Source organism: Pseudomonas sp. R19M, assembly GCF_050312585.1.
Lineage (GTDB): Bacteria > Pseudomonadota > Gammaproteobacteria > Pseudomonadales > Pseudomonadaceae > Aquipseudomonas > Aquipseudomonas palleroniana.
This window is the reverse complement of sequence record NZ_JBNPJV010000051.1, coordinates 22,599-37,870: the sequence shown is the minus strand read 5'-3', so window position 1 is coordinate 37,870 and position 15,272 is coordinate 22,599. Positions and strand designations below refer to the sequence as shown.

Below are 15,272 nucleotides of genomic sequence, written 5' to 3'. Positions count from 1 at the left end.
ACGGGGCAATCCCCAAACCCTACCAGAATCCCTCAGGCATGAGTTTTAATCATGCTGATGATCGCATTTATCGTTTTGTGCATTGAACCCAGAGCGTCGAGAATCAACCCTTCCCCAACCCTCTGACTTTTCGAGCGTGATGATCATGCAACATCCGGCGCGTAGCGAACTCTGGGCCATTCTGCGGCTGTCGGGGCCGTTGATTGCCTCACAGTTGGCCCACATGCTGATGGTGCTGACCGATACCCTGATGATGGCCCGCCTGAGCCCCGAAGCTCTGGCCGGTGGTGGCCTGGGTGCAGCGAGTTACTCATTCGTGGCGATTTTCTGCATTGGCGTGATTGCCGCCGTGGGCACCCTGGTTGCCATTCGTCACGGCGCGGGCGATATCGAAGGCGCCACCCGCCTGACCCAGGCCGGGCTGTGGCTCGCCTGGCTGATGGCCCTGGCGGCGGCGCTGCTGCTGTGGAACCTCAAGCCAGTACTATTGATGTTCGGCCAAACCGAATCCAACGTGCACGCGGCAGGGCAATTCCTGACGATCCTGCCGTTCGCCCTGCCCGGCTACCTGAGCTTCATGGCCCTGCGCGGCTTTACCAGCGCCATCGGCAAGGCGACGCCGGTCATGGTGATCAGCCTGTGCGGCACCGTGCTCAACTACCTGCTCAACCATGCGTTGATCGAAGGCATGTTCGGCCTGCCGAAACTGGGCTTGATGGGCATCGGCCTGGTGACGGCCATCGTAGCCACCAGCATGGCCCTGGCACTGATGTGGTACATCCGCAGCAACCGGGCCTACGCGGCCTACCCGCTGGGTTCGGGCCTGCTACGCCTCAACACCCGATACCTGCGCGAGCTGTGGCGCCTGGGCCTGCCGATTGGTGGCACCTATGCGGTGGAAGTCGGGCTGTTCGCCTTCGCGGCGTTGTGCATGGGCACCATGGGCAGCACGCAACTGGCGGCGCACCAGATCGCGCTGCAAATTGTTTCGGTCGCGTTCATGGTGCCGGCGGGCATGTCATACGCGGTAACCATGCGCATCGGCCAGCATTACGGTGCCGGGCAGCTGCTGCAGGCGCGCTTGGCCGGGCGAGTCGGCATCGGCTTTGGCGCGATGATAATGCTAGGGTTTGCGGCAGTACTCTGGTTGTTTTCCGACCCGCTGATCGGACTTTTCCTGGACCATGACGACCCCGCCTTCCACGATGTCATCGTCCTGGCCGTCAGCCTGCTGGCCGTGGCCGCCTGGTTTGAGCTGTTCGACGGCGTGCAGACCATCGCCATGGGCTGCATCCGCGGACTGAAGGACGCCAAGACCACTTTTCTGGTGGGCTTGGGTTGCTATTGGCTGATCGGCGCACCCTCGGCGTGGTTGATGGCCTTTACCCTGGGCTGGGGACCGACCGGGGTGTGGTGGGGCCTGGCGCTGGGGTTGGCGTGCGCGGCCATCGCCCTGACCTGGGCGTTTGAAGCGAAGATGAAGCGGATGATTCGCCAGGAGCCTGAAATTCGCACTGAATTTCAGGCCATGCTGCCGGACTAGGGCCTGCAAGCCACTAGCCCAACAGCGCCTCCTGGCTCTTGCCGAACGTCAGGTACTCCACCAGCTCCGGCAAGGGCAGCGGCTTGCTGATCAGGTAACCCTGGGCCTGGTCGCAGCCAAACAGACGCAACAACGCCAACTGCTCAGGGGTTTCCACGCCTTCGGCCACCACTTCGAGGTTGAGGTTGTGGGCCAGGTTGATCATCGCGTGAACTAATTTGCGGTTCTCTTCGCGCTCTTCCATGCCACCCACAAAACTCTTGTCGATCTTCAACAAGGCAATCGGCAAGCTGTTGAGGTGCACGAACGATGAGAAACCGGTGCCGAAGTCATCCAGGGAGAACCGCACACCGAGGCGCCCCAAGGCATCCATGGTCTGCTTGACCAGATCGCTGCGACGCATCACGGCGGTCTCGGTCAACTCGAACTCCAGCCACTTGGCCTCCACGCCACGCTCGGCGATCAACCGACTGAGAGTGGAGAGCAACTGGCTGTCCTGGAACTGGCGAAACGACAGGTTGACGGCCATGTGCAGCCGCGGCAGATCGCGCTCGCGCAGGTCTTGCATGTCGCGCAAGGCTCGGGAGATCACCCAATAACCCAGCGGCACGATCAAACCGCTCTGCTCGGCCAGGGGGACGAACTCACTGGGCGGCAACAAGCCCCGTTCACCATGGCGCCAGCGCACCAGGGCTTCCAGGCCAACGATATGCCCGTCGTCCAGGTCCAGGCGCGGCTGGTAATGCAATTCCAGCTCGTCACGGCGCAACGCGCGGCGCAGCTCGCTTTCCAGGTCGGCCAGGCTGCGGGCGTTACGGTTGATGCGTTCGTTGAAGATATGAAAGGTACAGCCCTGGGTGCTCTTGGCCTGCTGCATGGCGATATGGGCGTGCCACATCAACGGGTCGGCACCGGCGCGTGCGCGGGCATGCGCCACACCGAGGCTGCAACCGATCAACAAGCTTTCGCCGTCGACCCAGTACGGCTCGGCCATCACTTCGGTGATGCGCTCGGCCATCCATTCGGCACGCTGGGGCGCACGCCGGGTATCGATCAGCAAGGCGAACTCATCACTGCCCAGGCGCGCCAACTGGTCCCCGGCTTCAAGCTGGCTTTTGAGCCGTGAGACCACTTGCAGGATCAACCGATCACCGGCCTGGTGGCCCAGGGCATCGTTGGCGTGACGGAAGTTATCGAGGTCCAGATGGCCGAGCGCCAGGCCTCGCCCTTCGTTTTCCGCCAGTCGCGCAGCCAGCAGGGTCTGGAAACCCTGGCGGTTGGCAATACCGGTGAGCGGATCCTGTTCGGCCAGGCGCTGCAAGGTGTTCTCCAACACACCGCGCTCACGGACATGGCGCAGGCAGCGGCGCAACGTATCGGCATCCAATACACTGCGCACCAGCCAGTCGCTGACACCCAGCGGCGAAACCAGTGGTTCCTGCTCCAACAGCAAGACGCACGGCAGGCTGCAACGGCCAGGGCCGGGTTGCAGGCTGGGCGTGGTCAATAGCACGGCACTGTGGTCGTCATCGAACAGACGACTCACCGAGTCCCAGTTGGGCGCACTGATCAGCACAGCCCCATCGCCCATCGGCACCAGGCACTCGCGCAACAACGCTGCCCACTCAGGCGGATCGGCCAGAAGCAGCAAACGCAAGGGTTCGACAGGCGTAGACAAGCTAGCTCCCTAGACTCTGCAAGATTTCAATGGCGGCGGGCAGTATGACGTGCGGCCTGAGAATCACCCATGATAAGGCTTATCAGAGGCACAGGCTGCACACATCCGCTGCAAAAAGCTCCCACATCCTGCGACAAAGTATCAAAACCGGCAAATTTAGATCGAGTGGTACGTCACACCGTCGTTCTGTGAGAGCAGAATCCTGCCAGCCTGTTAAAATGCCCGCCCTTTTGAACAACGACCCCCTGAATTCCGTATGTCCCGACTCAATCCCCGGCAGCAAGAAGCCGTGAACTACGTCGGCGGCCCTCTATTGGTGCTCGCCGGCGCCGGCTCCGGCAAGACCAGCGTGATCACCCGCAAGATTGCGCACCTGATCCAGAACTGCGGCATCCGCGCCCAGTACATCGTCGCCATGACCTTTACCAACAAGGCGGCGCGCGAAATGAAAGAGCGTGTCGGCACGCTGCTCAAGAGCGGCGAAGGCCGTGGCCTGACTGTGTGCACCTTCCACAACCTGGGCCTGAACATCATCCGCAAGGAGCATGTGCGGCTGGGCTATAAGCCAGGTTTCTCGATCTTCGACGAAACCGATGTGAAGTCGCTGATGACCGACATCATGCAGAAGGAATACGCAGGCGACGACGGCGTGGATGAGATCAAGAACATGATCGGCGCCTGGAAAAACGACCTGATCCTGCCGGCCCAGGCCCTGGAAAATGCGCGCAACCCCAAGGAACAGACCGCCGCCATCGTCTACACCCACTATCAACGCACGCTCAAGGCGTTCAACGCGGTGGACTTCGACGACCTGATCCTGCTGCCGGTGAAGTTGTTCGAGGAACACGCCGACATCCTCGAAAAATGGCAGAACAAAGTGCGCTACCTGCTGGTGGACGAATACCAGGACACCAACGCCAGCCAATACCTGCTGGTGAAAATGCTGATCGGCAAGCGCAACCAGTTCACCGTGGTAGGCGACGACGACCAGTCGATCTACGCCTGGCGTGGCGCCCGCCCGGAAAACCTGATGCTGCTCAAGGAGGACTACCCGTCCCTGAAAGTGGTGATGCTGGAGCAGAACTACCGCTCCACCAGCCGTATCCTGCGCTGCGCCAACGTGCTGATCTCCAACAACCCCCACGAGTTCGAAAAGCAACTGTGGAGTGAGATGGGGCATGGCGATGAGATCCGCGTGATCCGCTGCCGTAACGAAGACGCCGAAGCCGAGCGCGTGGCCGTGGAAATCCTCAGCCTGCACCTGCGCACCGACCGGCCCTACAGCGATTTCGCGATTCTGTACCGAGGCAACTACCAGGCCAAACTGATCGAACTGAAATTGCAGCACCACCAGGTGCCGTATCGCCTGTCGGGCGGCAACAGCTTCTTCGGACGCCAGGAAGTAAAGGACCTGATGGCCTACTTCCGGTTGATCGTGAACCCGGACGACGACAACGCCTTCCTGCGCGTGATCAACGTGCCACGTCGGGAAATCGGTTCCACCACCCTGGAAAAGCTCGGCAACTATGCCACCGAACGCAAGATCTCGATGTACGCGGCCACCGATGAAATCGGCCTGGGCGAGCATCTGGATACCCGCTTCACCGACCGCCTGTCGCGCTTCAAGCGCTTCATGGACAAGGTGCGCGAGCAGTGCGCCGGCGAAGATCCGATCAGCGCGCTGCGCAGCATGGTCATGGACATCGACTATGAGAACTGGCTGCGCACCAACAGCTCCAGCGACAAGGCCGCGGATTACCGCATGGGTAACGTCTGGTTCCTGATCGAAGCGCTGAAGAACACCCTGGAAAAAGACGAAGACGGCGAGATGACCGTCGAGGACGCCATCGGCAAGCTGGTGCTGCGCGACATGCTCGAACGCCAGCAGGAAGAGGAAGACGGCGCCGAAGGTGTGCAAATGATGACCTTGCATGCCTCCAAGGGCCTGGAGTTCCCCTACGTGTTCATCATGGGCATGGAGGAGGAAATTCTCCCGCACCGCTCCAGTATCGAAGCCGACACCATTGAAGAAGAACGGCGACTGGCCTACGTGGGCATTACCCGCGCGCGTCAGACCCTGGCCTTCACCTTTGCTGCCAAGCGCAAGCAATATGGCGAAATCATCGATTGTGCCCCCAGCCGGTTCCTCGACGAACTCCCGCCGGATGATCTGGCCTGGGAAGGCAATGACGACACCCCCACCGAGGTGAAGGCCGTTCGCGGCAACACCGCCTTGGCAGATATACGCGCGATGTTAAAGCGCTAGAATCGACTACTTTTTAATCTACTTTCGACGCACGCTGCGTCAACAGAGGAAGCTTTCCGTGGAAGCACTGCACAAGAAAATTCGCGAAGAAGGCATCGTGCTTTCCGATCAGGTACTCAAGGTCGATGCCTTTCTGAACCACCAGATCGACCCGGCACTGATGAAGCTGATCGGCGACGAATTCGCCGCGCTGTTCAAGGATTCAGGCATCACCAAGATCGTCACCATCGAAGCTTCGGGCATCGCACCAGCGATCATGACCGGTCTGAACCTCGGCGTGCCGGTAATCTTCGCCCGCAAACAACAGTCCCTGACCCTGACTGAAAACCTGCTGTCGGCCACGGTGTACTCCTTCACCAAGAAAACCGAAAGCACCGTGGCCATTTCCCCGCGCCACCTGACCAGCAGCGACCGCGTGTTGGTCATCGACGACTTCCTGGCCAACGGCAAGGCATCGCAGGCGCTGATTTCGATCATCAAGCAAGCCGGCGCAACCGTCGCGGGCCTGGGCATCGTGATCGAGAAATCCTTCCAGGGTGGCCGTGCGGAGCTGGACGCGCAGGGTTATCGGGTTGAGTCGCTGGCGCGGGTTAAATCGCTGGCCGGTGGTGTTGTCACCTTCATCGAGTGATTTGCTGCACAGCAAATACCCGGTGAATACAGATCAAAATGTGGGAGGGGGCTTGCTCCCGATGGCAGTGGTCAGCTAACACATTCGGTGACTGGCGCACCGCTATCGGGGGCAAGCCCCCTCCCACATTTTATTCAGGTTGGCTGTCAGTGCGCGGTGGCCTGCAGGCCGGCCAGTAGCAGGCGCTGATACAGGTCCTCCTTCAGCCCATCGGGCTTATCCAGGCGCATCCGCTTGAGGTGCTGAGGAAATGCCCCCGGCTCCGGCGCATCCAGCGCAGCCTTGCCCAACTCCAGAATCTCCGTCAGCTTGAATTTGCTCTTGAGCCAGTTCAATGCGCGCAACAGATCTTTTTCTTCATCAGTGAAATCAGTGCCCAGTGGATACTCGGGAAACAACCGCCGATGCCGAGCCTGAAGCGCCTGTAGCCGCTGCGGCGTATTGTCGGTAAAACGCGGGTCCAGCTGGAAATCCTCGGGCAGCTTGCCGGCCTTCTGTGCCTGTTTGATCAAGTCGTCCTGGAAACGGGAGTCGGTAATATTGAGCAGCGCCTCGATCACCTTGGCGTCCGTCTGCCCACGCAGGTCGGCAATGCCGTATTCGGTGATGACGATGTCCCGCAGGTGCCGTGGGATAGTGCAGTGGCCATACTCCCAGACGAGATTGGAACTGACCTCCCCCGCCGACTCGCGCCAACTGCGCAGAATCAGGATCGACCGCGCGCCTTCCAGCGCATGGCCTTGGGCGACAAAGTTGTACTGCCCGCCCACGCCGCTGAGCACGCGACCGTCTTCCAACTGGTCGGCCACACCCGCACCGAGCAACGTCACCATGATCGCGCTGTTGATAAAGCGGGCATCCTAGCGCTGCAAACGCTTGAGTTCTTCCTGGCCATACAGCTCGTTGATGTAGCTGATGCGGGTCATGTTGAATTCAAGACGCTTGCCGTGGGTCATTTCCTGCAAGCGCTGGTAAAAACTGCGTGGCCCGAGGAAGAAACCGCCATGGATCGATACGCCGTCGGGCTGCGCTGCATCATCCAGGGTGCCGGCGTTGGCTTGCACCTGGGTCGCCACGTCCGGGTAGACCTTACGCCGCACAATGCCGGCATCGGCCAGCACCAGCAGGCCATTGACGAACATTTCGCTGCAGCCATAGAGGCCCCGCGCAAAGGGCGCGACGCCGCCTTCACGGCTGATCAGCGGTGCCCACTGGTACACATCCAGGTCCGTCAACAGTAGCCGGTAGGCTTCGTTATCCGCCTGGCGCGCCAGCAGAGCGGCGGTCAGCGCATCGCCCATGGAGCCGATACCGATCTGCAGGGTGCCGCCATCGCGCACCAAGGTGCTGGCATGCAGGCCGATAAAATGATCCTGGAAACCCACCGGCATATTCGGTGTGGAGAACAGCGTGGTGCTGTCCTTTTCGTCGAGCAGGTAGTCGAATGCGTCCATGCCCAGCTCGGCATCGCCAGGCATGTAAGGCAAATCGCTGTGGACCTGGCCGACGATCAGGATGGTCTCACCCGCCTCGCGGCGCTTGGAGATCAGCGGCAACAGGTCAAGGGTGATATCCGGGTTGCAGCTCAGGCTCAGGCGGTCAGGGTGTTCGGCGCTGCTGGCCACCAACTGCGCCACCAGGTTCAGGCCGGCTGAGTTGATGTCGCGAGCGGCGTGGCTGTAGTTGCTGCTGACGTAGTCCTGCTGGGCCGACGCACTGTGGAGCAGGCTGCCAGGCTGCATGAAGAACTGTTGTACGCGGATATTGCTGGGCAAGCTGTCCTTGTGCAGGTCGGCGAGAAAATCCAGTTCCGGGTAATCGCCGAATACCCGTTCGATAAAGGGTTCGAGAAAGCGCTTCTGCAAACCATCACCCAGGGTGGGACGGCCCAGGCTCAGTGCGGTGTAGATCGTCAGCGACCGCTCCGGCAGCTTGGCGATACGCCGATACAGAGCGTTGGCGAACAGGTTGGGCTTGCCCAGCCCCAGCGGCATGCCCATGTGGATATGCGCCGGCAAGCGCGCCAGCACGTCGTCAACTGCTTGCTCGATTGAACACAACTGCACCATCCGACACTCCTGAACATTCCGTGATTAGGGGTTGGACCGAGCTTGCCGGGTCTTTGCTGCAATGAACAGCTGCGAATCATAAACAACGGGCACAAAAAAGCCGCTGGTCAGCGGCTTTTTGGCGAAGTTCGGCGGATTACAGGCCAGACATCTTCTTGATTGCGCCTTCAAGGTCTTCAAGGCTGCAATCAGCACAGGTGCCCATCGGCGGCATTGCGTTCAAACCATGCTTGGCGACCTGCGCCAAACCTTTGGTACCTTTTTCGGGAGCCTCGATCTTGAGTTCTGCCAGTACGGAATCGACATGGCCAAGCCGTTCTTTCCAGGCGGCCGTATCACCAATTTTCGGCGCGTTCAGCAGTCCGGTGCCATGGCACGCGTTGCAATGCTTGGCAATCACATCATCCGGCGTTTTGGCCGCGCCACCGCCGGCCGCCGCCACGGCAACCTCCATTCCCTTGCATTCCTGGCCCTGAACACAGACTTGGCCGACAGGCTCCAAGCGTTTGGCAATCTCATCATTGGTCGCAGCTTGAGCGCTGACAGCCCATAGGGCCAATACGGTTGCTGGTGCAGCCAGCATTTTCATAATTAGGTTCACGCGTTCACCCTCAATGGTGGCTATTCACGCCTGCGGCCACGGTTTCGCAGGCGGCGAAAGTATAACGGTTAGCCCGTTGGGCCGAAACAACCCTATTAAATAAAGGGAGATTCGACCTCACGGAATACAGCTACGGATGCCTCTGCAACGCTGGCAGGGCGCCTCTTCTTTAAAAGTTCGCGGGTGTGGCTGCGCTGATTAGTCGCGCCGGCACGTCGAACGGATTGCGAAAACGGTGCGGCTTGGTGCTTTCAAAGTAGTAGCTATCGCCGGCTTCGAGCACAAAAGTTTCAAGACCGACCACCAACTCCAGCCGCCCCTCCACCAGAATCCCGGTTTCCTCGCCTTCGTGAGTGAGCATCTCTTCGCCGGTGTCGGCACCCGGCGGGTAGATTTCGTTGAGAAACGCAATCGCCCGGCTGGGGTGTGCACGGCCCACCAGCTTCATGGTGACGGCACCGTCCGAGATGTCGATCAGCTCATTGGCTTTATAGACGATCTGCGTCGGTATTTCCTGGAGGATCTCCTCGGAAAAAAACTCGACCATGGACATGGGGATGCCGCCCAGCACCTTGCGCAAGGAGCTGATCGAGGGGCTGACGCTGTTTTTTTCGATCATCGAAATGGTGCTGTTGGTGACGCCCGCACGCTTGGCGAGCTCACGCTGGGAAAGACCTTTGAGCTTACGGATGGATTGCAGTCGTTCGCCGACGTCCAATGCAGGAGCCTCCTAGGATTCAGGCGTTGTTGTATTTGAGCGTTATCATGGCGACAGCGTTCAGTATTTACAACACTTGGGCCTAAATCCCGGGCAGCTGTGTTCGTACCTGGCGCTCAAGCGCCGCAATAGAGCCTTGGCACGCGGCGCAGGTTGCAGAAGATCTGGTAGGGAATCGTCTCGGCAGCGGCGGCGACGTCACTGGCCAGGATATTTTTACCCCATAGCTCCACCGTCGAACCGAGACCGGCCTGGGGTACGTCCGTCAGGTCGATACACAGCATGTCCATGGAAACACGGCCCAGCAATTGGCTGCGCTGGCCGGCCACCAGCACGGGTGTGCCGGTAGGCGCGTGACGTGGATAACCGTCCGCATAGCCCATGGCAACCACACCGATGCGCATCGGCTTGGGTGTGACGAATTTTGCGCCGTAGCCCACCGGCTCGCCGGCCGGCAACTCACGCACACAGATGACTTTGGACTCCAGGGTCATCACCGGCTGCAAACGCGCAGCAATGGCCTGGTCTTCACCAAACGGCGTGGCGCCATACAGCATGATGCCCGGGCGTACCCAGTCGCTGCCCACCGCCGGCCAACCCATCACCGAAGGCGAATTGCGCAGGCTCACCTCGGCCGACAAGCCTTGGCGCGCCGCGTCAAACACCGCTACCTGCTCATCACTGCTTACGCAATCCAGCTCATCCGCGCGGGCGAAATGGCTCATCAACACGATCTTGGCGACTTTGCCGCTGGCCAGCAGGCGCTGGTAAGCCTCGTGATAGTCCTTGGGGTGCAGGCCCACGCGGTGCATGCCCGAATCCAGCTTGAGCCAGACCGTCAGCGGTTTGCTCAAGCGGGCCTGCTCGATGGCCTCCAGTTGCCATAACGAATGCACCACGCACCAGAAATCATGCTCGATGATCAGCGGCAGCTCGCTGGCTTCGAAAAAACCTTCCAGCAGCAGTACCGGCGCACGAATACCGGCGGCGCGCAGTTCCAGCGCCTCTTCGATACACGCCACGGCAAACCCGTCCGCCTCGGTTTCCAGCGCCTGTGCCACACGCACGGCACCATGGCCGTAGGCATCGGCCTTGATCACGGCGAGGGCCTTGGCCCCCGTGACTTCACGGGCCAATTGGTAATTGTGGCGCAGGGCTTGGAGGTCGATCAGGGCACGGGCAGGACGCATGGCGGCAGGCTTCTAGGCGGCAAAGTGAAGAAAAACCGGCACCGACCCATAACGTCGGCACCGGGGAGGAATCCGGGTTTAAGGCAGCGCGGCCACGACGGACAGCTCTACCAGAATTTGCGGCTCGCACAGTTTGGCTTCAACCGTGGCACGCGCCGGAGCGACGCCTTTGGGCAGCCATTTGTCCCATACCGCGTTCATACCGGCGAAATCGGCGTCGATGTCTTTCAAGTAGATCGTCACCGACAGCAGTCTGGTTTTGTCGGTGCCGGCCAGGTCGAGCAAGCGCTCGATATTGGCCAGCGTTTCACGGGTCTGCTGTTCAATCCCGGCACTCATGTCGTCGCCGACTTGACCGGCCAGATACACGGTACCGCTGTGAACGACGATCTGGCTCATGCGCTCATTGGTGAGCTGGCGCTGGATTGACATGTTTTGCGGACTCCTGGTGGTTGCCATAACGGGAAATATCGAGACCTTCGGCACTGATCTGCGGGGTTTTCTTGGCCATCAGGTCGGCCAACAAACGACCGGAGCCGCAGGCCATGGTCCAGCCGAGCGTGCCATGGCCGGTGTTCAGGAACAGGTTCTTGAACGGGGTTGCACCGACAATCGGTGTACCGTCGGGGGTGGTCGGGCGCAGGCCGGTCCAGAACGTGGCTTCGGCCAAATTGCCGCCCTGAGGATAAAGGTCGTTGACGATCATCTCCAGGGTTTCCCGCCGACGCGGGTTGAGCGACAGGTCAAAACCGGCTATTTCAGCCATGCCGCCCACCCGGATGCGGTTGTCGAAACGGGTGATGGCGACCTTGTAGGTCTCGTCGAGAATGGTCGACGTCGGCGCCATCGCCGGGTTGGTGATCGGTACGGTCAACGAGTAACCCTTGAGCGGGTATACCGGCGCCTTGATCCCCAGGGGCTTGAGCAATTTCGGCGAGTAGCTGCCCAGGGCCAGCACGTAGCGGTCGGCAACTTCCAGCTTGCCGTCGACCCACACGCCATTGATGCGGTCGCCGGCATAATCCAGGCGCTGGATGTCTTGTTCGAAACGGAACTCGACGCCCAGTTGCTTGCACATTTCGACCAAACGCGTGGTGAACATCTGGCAATCACCGGTCTGGTCGTTGGGCAGGCGCAGGGCACCGGCTAAAATATCCGTGACACTGGCCAACGCCGGCTCCACGCGGGCAATTCCAGCGCGATCAAGCAGCTCGAACGGCACGCCAGACTCTTCCAGCACGGCAATATCCTTGGCGGCGCCATCGAGCTGGGCCTGGGTGCGGAACAGTTGGGTCGTGCCCAGGCTGCGGCCCTCGTAGGCAATGCCGGTCTCGGCGCGCAACTCATCGAGGCAGTCGCGGCTGTACTCGGACAGGCGGACCATGCGCTCCTTGTTCACCGCATAACGGCTGGCGGTGCAGTTGCGCAGCATCTGCGCCATCCACAGGTATTGATCGATATCGGCGGTGGCTTTGATCGCCAGCGGTGCATGACGCTGCAACAGCCACTTGATGGCCTTGAGCGGCACGCCCGGCGCGGCCCAGGGCGAGGCATAACCAGGGGAAACCTGGCCTGCGTTGGCGAAACTGGTTTCCATGGCAGCGGCAGGCTGACGGTCGACCACCACGACTTCAAAGCCGGCCCGAGCCAAATAGTAGGCACTGGTCACGCCAATGACGCCGCTACCCAAGACCAGAACGCGCATTTTTATATCCTCATCACGGCTTGGCCGCTGACGTGTGTTGTTCGAGCAATGATGCGCGCAGTATAAAAAGCAATCGCCAGTGCATTTCACTATATAACTGCCTATATTTGGCGACAATTCTCGGCAGTAACCCTTTTCACAGAGGCGTATCCCCTATGCGTACCAACACTCAGACCAAGCGGGAGCTGGATAAGATCGACCGCAATATCCTGCGCATCCTGCAAACCGACGGACGCATTTCATTCACGGAGCTTGGCGAAAAGGTGGGGCTGTCGACCACGCCATGCACCGAGCGCGTGCGTCGGCTGGAGCGCGAAGGGATCATCATGGGCTACAACGCGCGGCTGAACCCGCAGCACTTGAAGGGTAGCTTGCTGGTATTTGTCGAGATCAGCCTCGATTACAAGTCCGGCGACACCTTTGAAGAATTCCGCCGCGCCGTACTGAAACTGCCCCATGTGCTGGAGTGCCACCTGGTGTCGGGGGACTTTGACTACCTGGTGAAAGCGCGGATTTCGGAGATGGCCTCCTACCGCAAATTGCTTGGCGATATCCTGCTCAAGCTGCCCCACGTGCGGGAGTCCAAGAGTTATATCGTGATGGAAGAAGTCAAAGAGAGCCTGAACCTGCCGATCCCGGATTGACTGGCCCACCCGGATCAACTGTGGGAGGGGGCTTGCCCCCGATAGCGGTGGATCACTCAGCACTTCTGCTGCCTGACACACTGCAATCGGGAGCACGCCCCCTCCCACATTTTTTGACTGCCTATATCCGTTAGACCAGCACCTGCCGCGTACTCGCCATGTAGTCGTGGATCTGCTTCTCCACCCGTGGGTGAATCAGCTCCACCGGGCGCCGCCCATTGGGGCACGGCAAGGTCTTGGTGGTACCGAACAACCGACAGATCAACGGGCGTTCGTCATACACCGTGCAACCGTTGGGGCCCAGGTGCACGCAGTTCAGCTCGTCCATGGCCGCCTCCTGTTCGGCGGCAGTCTTGCGTGGCAGGCGCGACATTTCTTCAGGTGACGTGGTCACTGGCCCACAGCAGTCGTGGCAACCGGGAACGCACTCGAACGAGGGAATCTGTCGGCGCAGCGCGCTGATTTTCTGACTGTTGCAACTCATCAACACAGTTACCGAACGGCGAATAGGCATGAATTCTGACGCAAAACGCCCTGCGCAGACAGCTTCATCCGACCGCTGTATCCTGCGTCAAATTTTCCAAACAGGGATGCGCCCATGACTGCCAGCGCCCGGCACACCACGTCTTACTACGCTGCCAGCAGCGTTCTGCAACCCGACTACCCGGCGCTGGCCGGCGAAATGCGTGCGGATGTGTGCGTGATCGGCGGTGGTTATTCCGGGCTCAATACCGCGCTGGAACTGGCCGAGCGCGGCTTCAGCGTGGTGCTGCTGGAAGCCCGCAAGATCGGTTGGGGCGCCAGCGGGCGTAACGGCGGCCAGTTGATTCGGGGCGTCGGCCACGGCCTGGACCAGTTCGCCAACGTTATCGGCACCGACGGCGTGCGCCAGATGAAGTTGATGGGCCTGGAGGCGGTGCAAATTGTGCGCGAGCGCATCGAGCGCTATCAGATCCCCTGTGACCTGACATGGGGCTATTGCGACCTGGCGAACAAACCTCAGCACCTGCAGGGCCTGGCAGAAGACGCCGAAGAACTGCGCAGCCTCGGCTACCGGCATGAAGTGCGCCTGCTGCAAGCCAGCGAAATGAGCAGTGTGATCGGCTCCGAGCGTTATGCCGGCGGCATGATCGACATGGGCTCCGGCCACCTGCACCCGCTGAACCTGGCCCTCGGCGAGGCCGCCGTTGCGCAGCAATTGGGGGTGAAGCTGTTCGAACAATCAGCCGTCACACGCATCGACTATGGCCCTGAGGTCAACGTACACACGGCTCAAGGCAACGTACGCGCCAAGACGCTGGTGCTGGCCTGCAACGCTTATCTCAATGGCCTGAACCCGCAGTTGAGCGGCAAAGTGCTGCCCGCCGGCAGCTACATCATCGCTACCGAGCCGTTGAGCGAGGCCCAGGCCGCCAACCTGCTGCCGCAGAACATGGCGGTGTGTGACCAGCGGGTGACGGTGGATTACTTCCGCCTGTCCGCCGACCGCCGCCTGCTGTTCGGCGGTGCCTGCCATTACTCCGGCCGGGATCCCCAGGACATCGCTGCCTATATGCGACCGAAGATGCTCAAGGTGTTCCCACAATTGGCTGACGCAAAGATCGATTACCAGTGGGGCGGCATGATCGGCATCGGCGCCAACCGGCTGCCGCAGATCGGCCGGTTGGCGGAGCAACCCAATGTGTATTACGCCCAAGCCTATGCAGGCCACGGCCTCAATGCCACGCACCTGGCCGGCAAACTGCTGGCCGAAGCCATCAGCGGCCAGCAACAGGGCCGCTTCGACCTGTTCGCCCGAGTGCCGCACATCACTTTCCCCGGCGGCAAGCATTTGCGCTCGCCGCTGTTGGCATTGGGAATGCTCTGGCACCGTTTCAGGGAGTGGGTCTGATTCAGCCGCGCCAGAAGGGTTTCAAACCTTCCTCACGGGCCTGCTCAGCGGTCAGCCCCACATCGCGCAATTGCTCCGGGGTAAGCGCCAGCAGAGCCTTGCGCGTGTGACGACGGTGCCAGAACAGATTCCAGCGGCAGCGGGTCGACATCGACAGCGTGCGTGCGTGCCCCGCTTCCAGTTCCTGACCGTGTAACACCAACCGCACATCGCTCATGCCTCTCATTTTGCCGCCCCTCATTTGCCTGTTGCCATGAGTGACTAGGATCACCGAGCGGATGAAACCATTACAGATTCAACTCAGTTTTATTAAATCCATACAGATACTGCCTTTAG

At 60.5% G+C, this 15,272-nt stretch carries 12 protein-coding genes and 3 pseudogenes; 5 read left to right on the top strand and 10 right to left on the bottom strand.

The features are described from left to right. Positions 1-139: 139 nt before the first annotated feature. Positions 140-1,543, top strand: coding sequence for a NorM family multidrug efflux MATE transporter (locus tag ACQRBT_RS10080; protein WP_090367993.1), 1,404 nt, complete (start codon positions 140-142; stop codon positions 1,541-1,543). Between the two features lie 13 nt (positions 1,544-1,556). On the opposite strand, the gene ACQRBT_RS10075 is transcribed toward ACQRBT_RS10080, so the two are convergent. Then, positions 1,557-3,221, bottom strand: coding sequence for a putative bifunctional diguanylate cyclase/phosphodiesterase (locus ACQRBT_RS10075; protein ID WP_060753648.1), 1,665 nt, complete (start codon positions 3,219-3,221; stop codon positions 1,557-1,559). Positions 3,222-3,477: 256 nt separating this feature from the next. On the opposite strand from ACQRBT_RS10075, the gene rep reads away from it, so the two are divergent. Beyond that, the gene (rep, locus tag ACQRBT_RS10070; protein ID WP_060753649.1) at positions 3,478-5,487 is read left to right on the top strand and encodes a DNA helicase Rep; all 2,010 of its coding nucleotides are present in this window, start codon (positions 3,478-3,480) and stop codon (positions 5,485-5,487) included. 58 nt (positions 5,488-5,545) lie between these two features. Continuing rightward, the gene (locus tag ACQRBT_RS10065; RefSeq protein ID WP_003195447.1) at positions 5,546-6,118 is read left to right on the top strand and encodes a xanthine phosphoribosyltransferase; all 573 of its coding nucleotides are present in this window, start codon (positions 5,546-5,548) and stop codon (positions 6,116-6,118) included. Positions 6,119-6,264: 146 nt separating this feature from the next. Here the strand turns inward: ACQRBT_RS10065 and ACQRBT_RS10060 are convergent. The 7 genes and pseudogenes from ACQRBT_RS10060 to dadA all read right to left on the bottom strand — a co-directional run bounded on the left by ACQRBT_RS10060 (position 6,265) and on the right by dadA (position 12,401). Further along, positions 6,265-8,187 (bottom strand): annotated as a pseudogene (locus ACQRBT_RS10060) (acetyl-CoA hydrolase/transferase C-terminal domain-containing protein). A 136-nt stretch (positions 8,188-8,323) separates the two neighbouring features. Beyond that, positions 8,324-8,416 (bottom strand): annotated as a pseudogene (locus ACQRBT_RS10055) (c-type cytochrome); the annotation flags it as partial. Further along, positions 8,405-8,641: pseudogene (locus ACQRBT_RS10050) on the bottom strand (hypothetical protein); the annotation flags it as partial. The pseudogenes ACQRBT_RS10055 and ACQRBT_RS10050, both read right to left, overlap by 12 nt. Before the next feature lie 316 nt (positions 8,642-8,957). Then, the gene (locus ACQRBT_RS10045; RefSeq protein ID WP_003176893.1) at positions 8,958-9,506 is read right to left on the bottom strand and encodes a cupin domain-containing protein; all 549 of its coding nucleotides are present in this window, start codon (positions 9,504-9,506) and stop codon (positions 8,958-8,960) included. Positions 9,507-9,622: 116 nt separating this feature from the next. Next, a complete protein-coding gene (alr, locus tag ACQRBT_RS10040; RefSeq protein ID WP_060753652.1) occupies positions 9,623-10,696 on the bottom strand; it encodes an alanine racemase in 1,074 nt (357 codons plus the stop codon). Between the two features lie 78 nt (positions 10,697-10,774). After that, the gene (locus ACQRBT_RS10035) at positions 10,775-11,128 is read right to left on the bottom strand and encodes a RidA family protein (protein ID WP_060753653.1); all 354 of its coding nucleotides are present in this window, start codon (positions 11,126-11,128) and stop codon (positions 10,775-10,777) included. After that, the gene (dadA, locus tag ACQRBT_RS10030; RefSeq protein WP_090367989.1) at positions 11,100-12,401 is read right to left on the bottom strand and encodes a D-amino acid dehydrogenase; all 1,302 of its coding nucleotides are present in this window, start codon (positions 12,399-12,401) and stop codon (positions 11,100-11,102) included. The genes ACQRBT_RS10035 and dadA overlap by 29 nt, the downstream gene beginning before the upstream one ends. Positions 12,402-12,556: 155 nt before the next feature. Here dadA and ACQRBT_RS10025 point away from each other — a divergent pair, with 155 nt between their 5' ends. Next, positions 12,557-13,045: an Lrp/AsnC ligand binding domain-containing protein gene (locus tag ACQRBT_RS10025; RefSeq protein WP_003176896.1), complete on the top strand. Its 489-nt coding sequence runs from the start codon at positions 12,557-12,559 to the stop codon at positions 13,043-13,045. Positions 13,046-13,175: 130 nt separating this feature from the next. Here the strand turns inward: ACQRBT_RS10025 and ACQRBT_RS10020 are convergent, their stop codons facing one another. Beyond that, positions 13,176-13,529 (bottom strand): YkgJ family cysteine cluster protein, encoded by a 354-nt coding sequence (locus ACQRBT_RS10020; RefSeq protein WP_198761007.1) that lies wholly within the window; start codon positions 13,527-13,529, stop codon positions 13,176-13,178. A 114-nt stretch (positions 13,530-13,643) separates the two neighbouring features. Here ACQRBT_RS10020 and ACQRBT_RS10015 point away from each other — a divergent pair, with 114 nt between their 5' ends. Continuing rightward, positions 13,644-14,936 carry an NAD(P)/FAD-dependent oxidoreductase gene (locus tag ACQRBT_RS10015; protein ID WP_060753655.1) on the top strand — a complete coding sequence of 431 codons (1,293 nt, stop codon included), beginning with the start codon at positions 13,644-13,646 and terminating at the stop codon, positions 14,934-14,936. 1 nt (position 14,937) lies between these two features. On the opposite strand, the gene ACQRBT_RS10010 is transcribed toward ACQRBT_RS10015, so the two are convergent. Continuing rightward, positions 14,938-15,162, bottom strand: coding sequence for a DUF1127 domain-containing protein (locus tag ACQRBT_RS10010; protein WP_412046210.1), 225 nt, complete (start codon positions 15,160-15,162; stop codon positions 14,938-14,940). Positions 15,163-15,272: the final 110 nt, after the last annotated feature.

Excerpts from the sequence above, each read along its gene's own strand:
- ACQRBT_RS10025 (WP_003176896.1), top strand. The coding sequence starts at position 12,557 with ATGCGTACCAACACTCAGACCAAGCGGGAGCTGGATAAGATCGACCGC.
- alr (WP_060753652.1), bottom strand. The coding sequence starts at position 10,696 with ATGCGTCCTGCCCGTGCCCTGATCGACCTCCAAGCCCTGCGCCACAAT.
- ACQRBT_RS10080 (WP_090367993.1), top strand. The coding sequence starts at position 140 with ATGATCATGCAACATCCGGCGCGTAGCGAACTCTGGGCCATTCTGCGG.
- rep (WP_060753649.1), top strand. The coding sequence starts at position 3,478 with ATGTCCCGACTCAATCCCCGGCAGCAAGAAGCCGTGAACTACGTCGGC.
- ACQRBT_RS10035 (WP_060753653.1), bottom strand. The coding sequence starts at position 11,128 with ATGTCAATCCAGCGCCAGCTCACCAATGAGCGCATGAGCCAGATCGTC.
- ACQRBT_RS10020 (WP_198761007.1), bottom strand. The coding sequence starts at position 13,529 with ATGAGTTGCAACAGTCAGAAAATCAGCGCGCTGCGCCGACAGATTCCC.
- dadA (WP_090367989.1), bottom strand. The coding sequence starts at position 12,401 with ATGCGCGTTCTGGTCTTGGGTAGCGGCGTCATTGGCGTGACCAGTGCC.
- ACQRBT_RS10015 (WP_060753655.1), top strand. The coding sequence starts at position 13,644 with ATGACTGCCAGCGCCCGGCACACCACGTCTTACTACGCTGCCAGCAGC.
- ACQRBT_RS10010 (WP_412046210.1), bottom strand. The coding sequence starts at position 15,162 with ATGAGAGGCATGAGCGATGTGCGGTTGGTGTTACACGGTCAGGAACTG.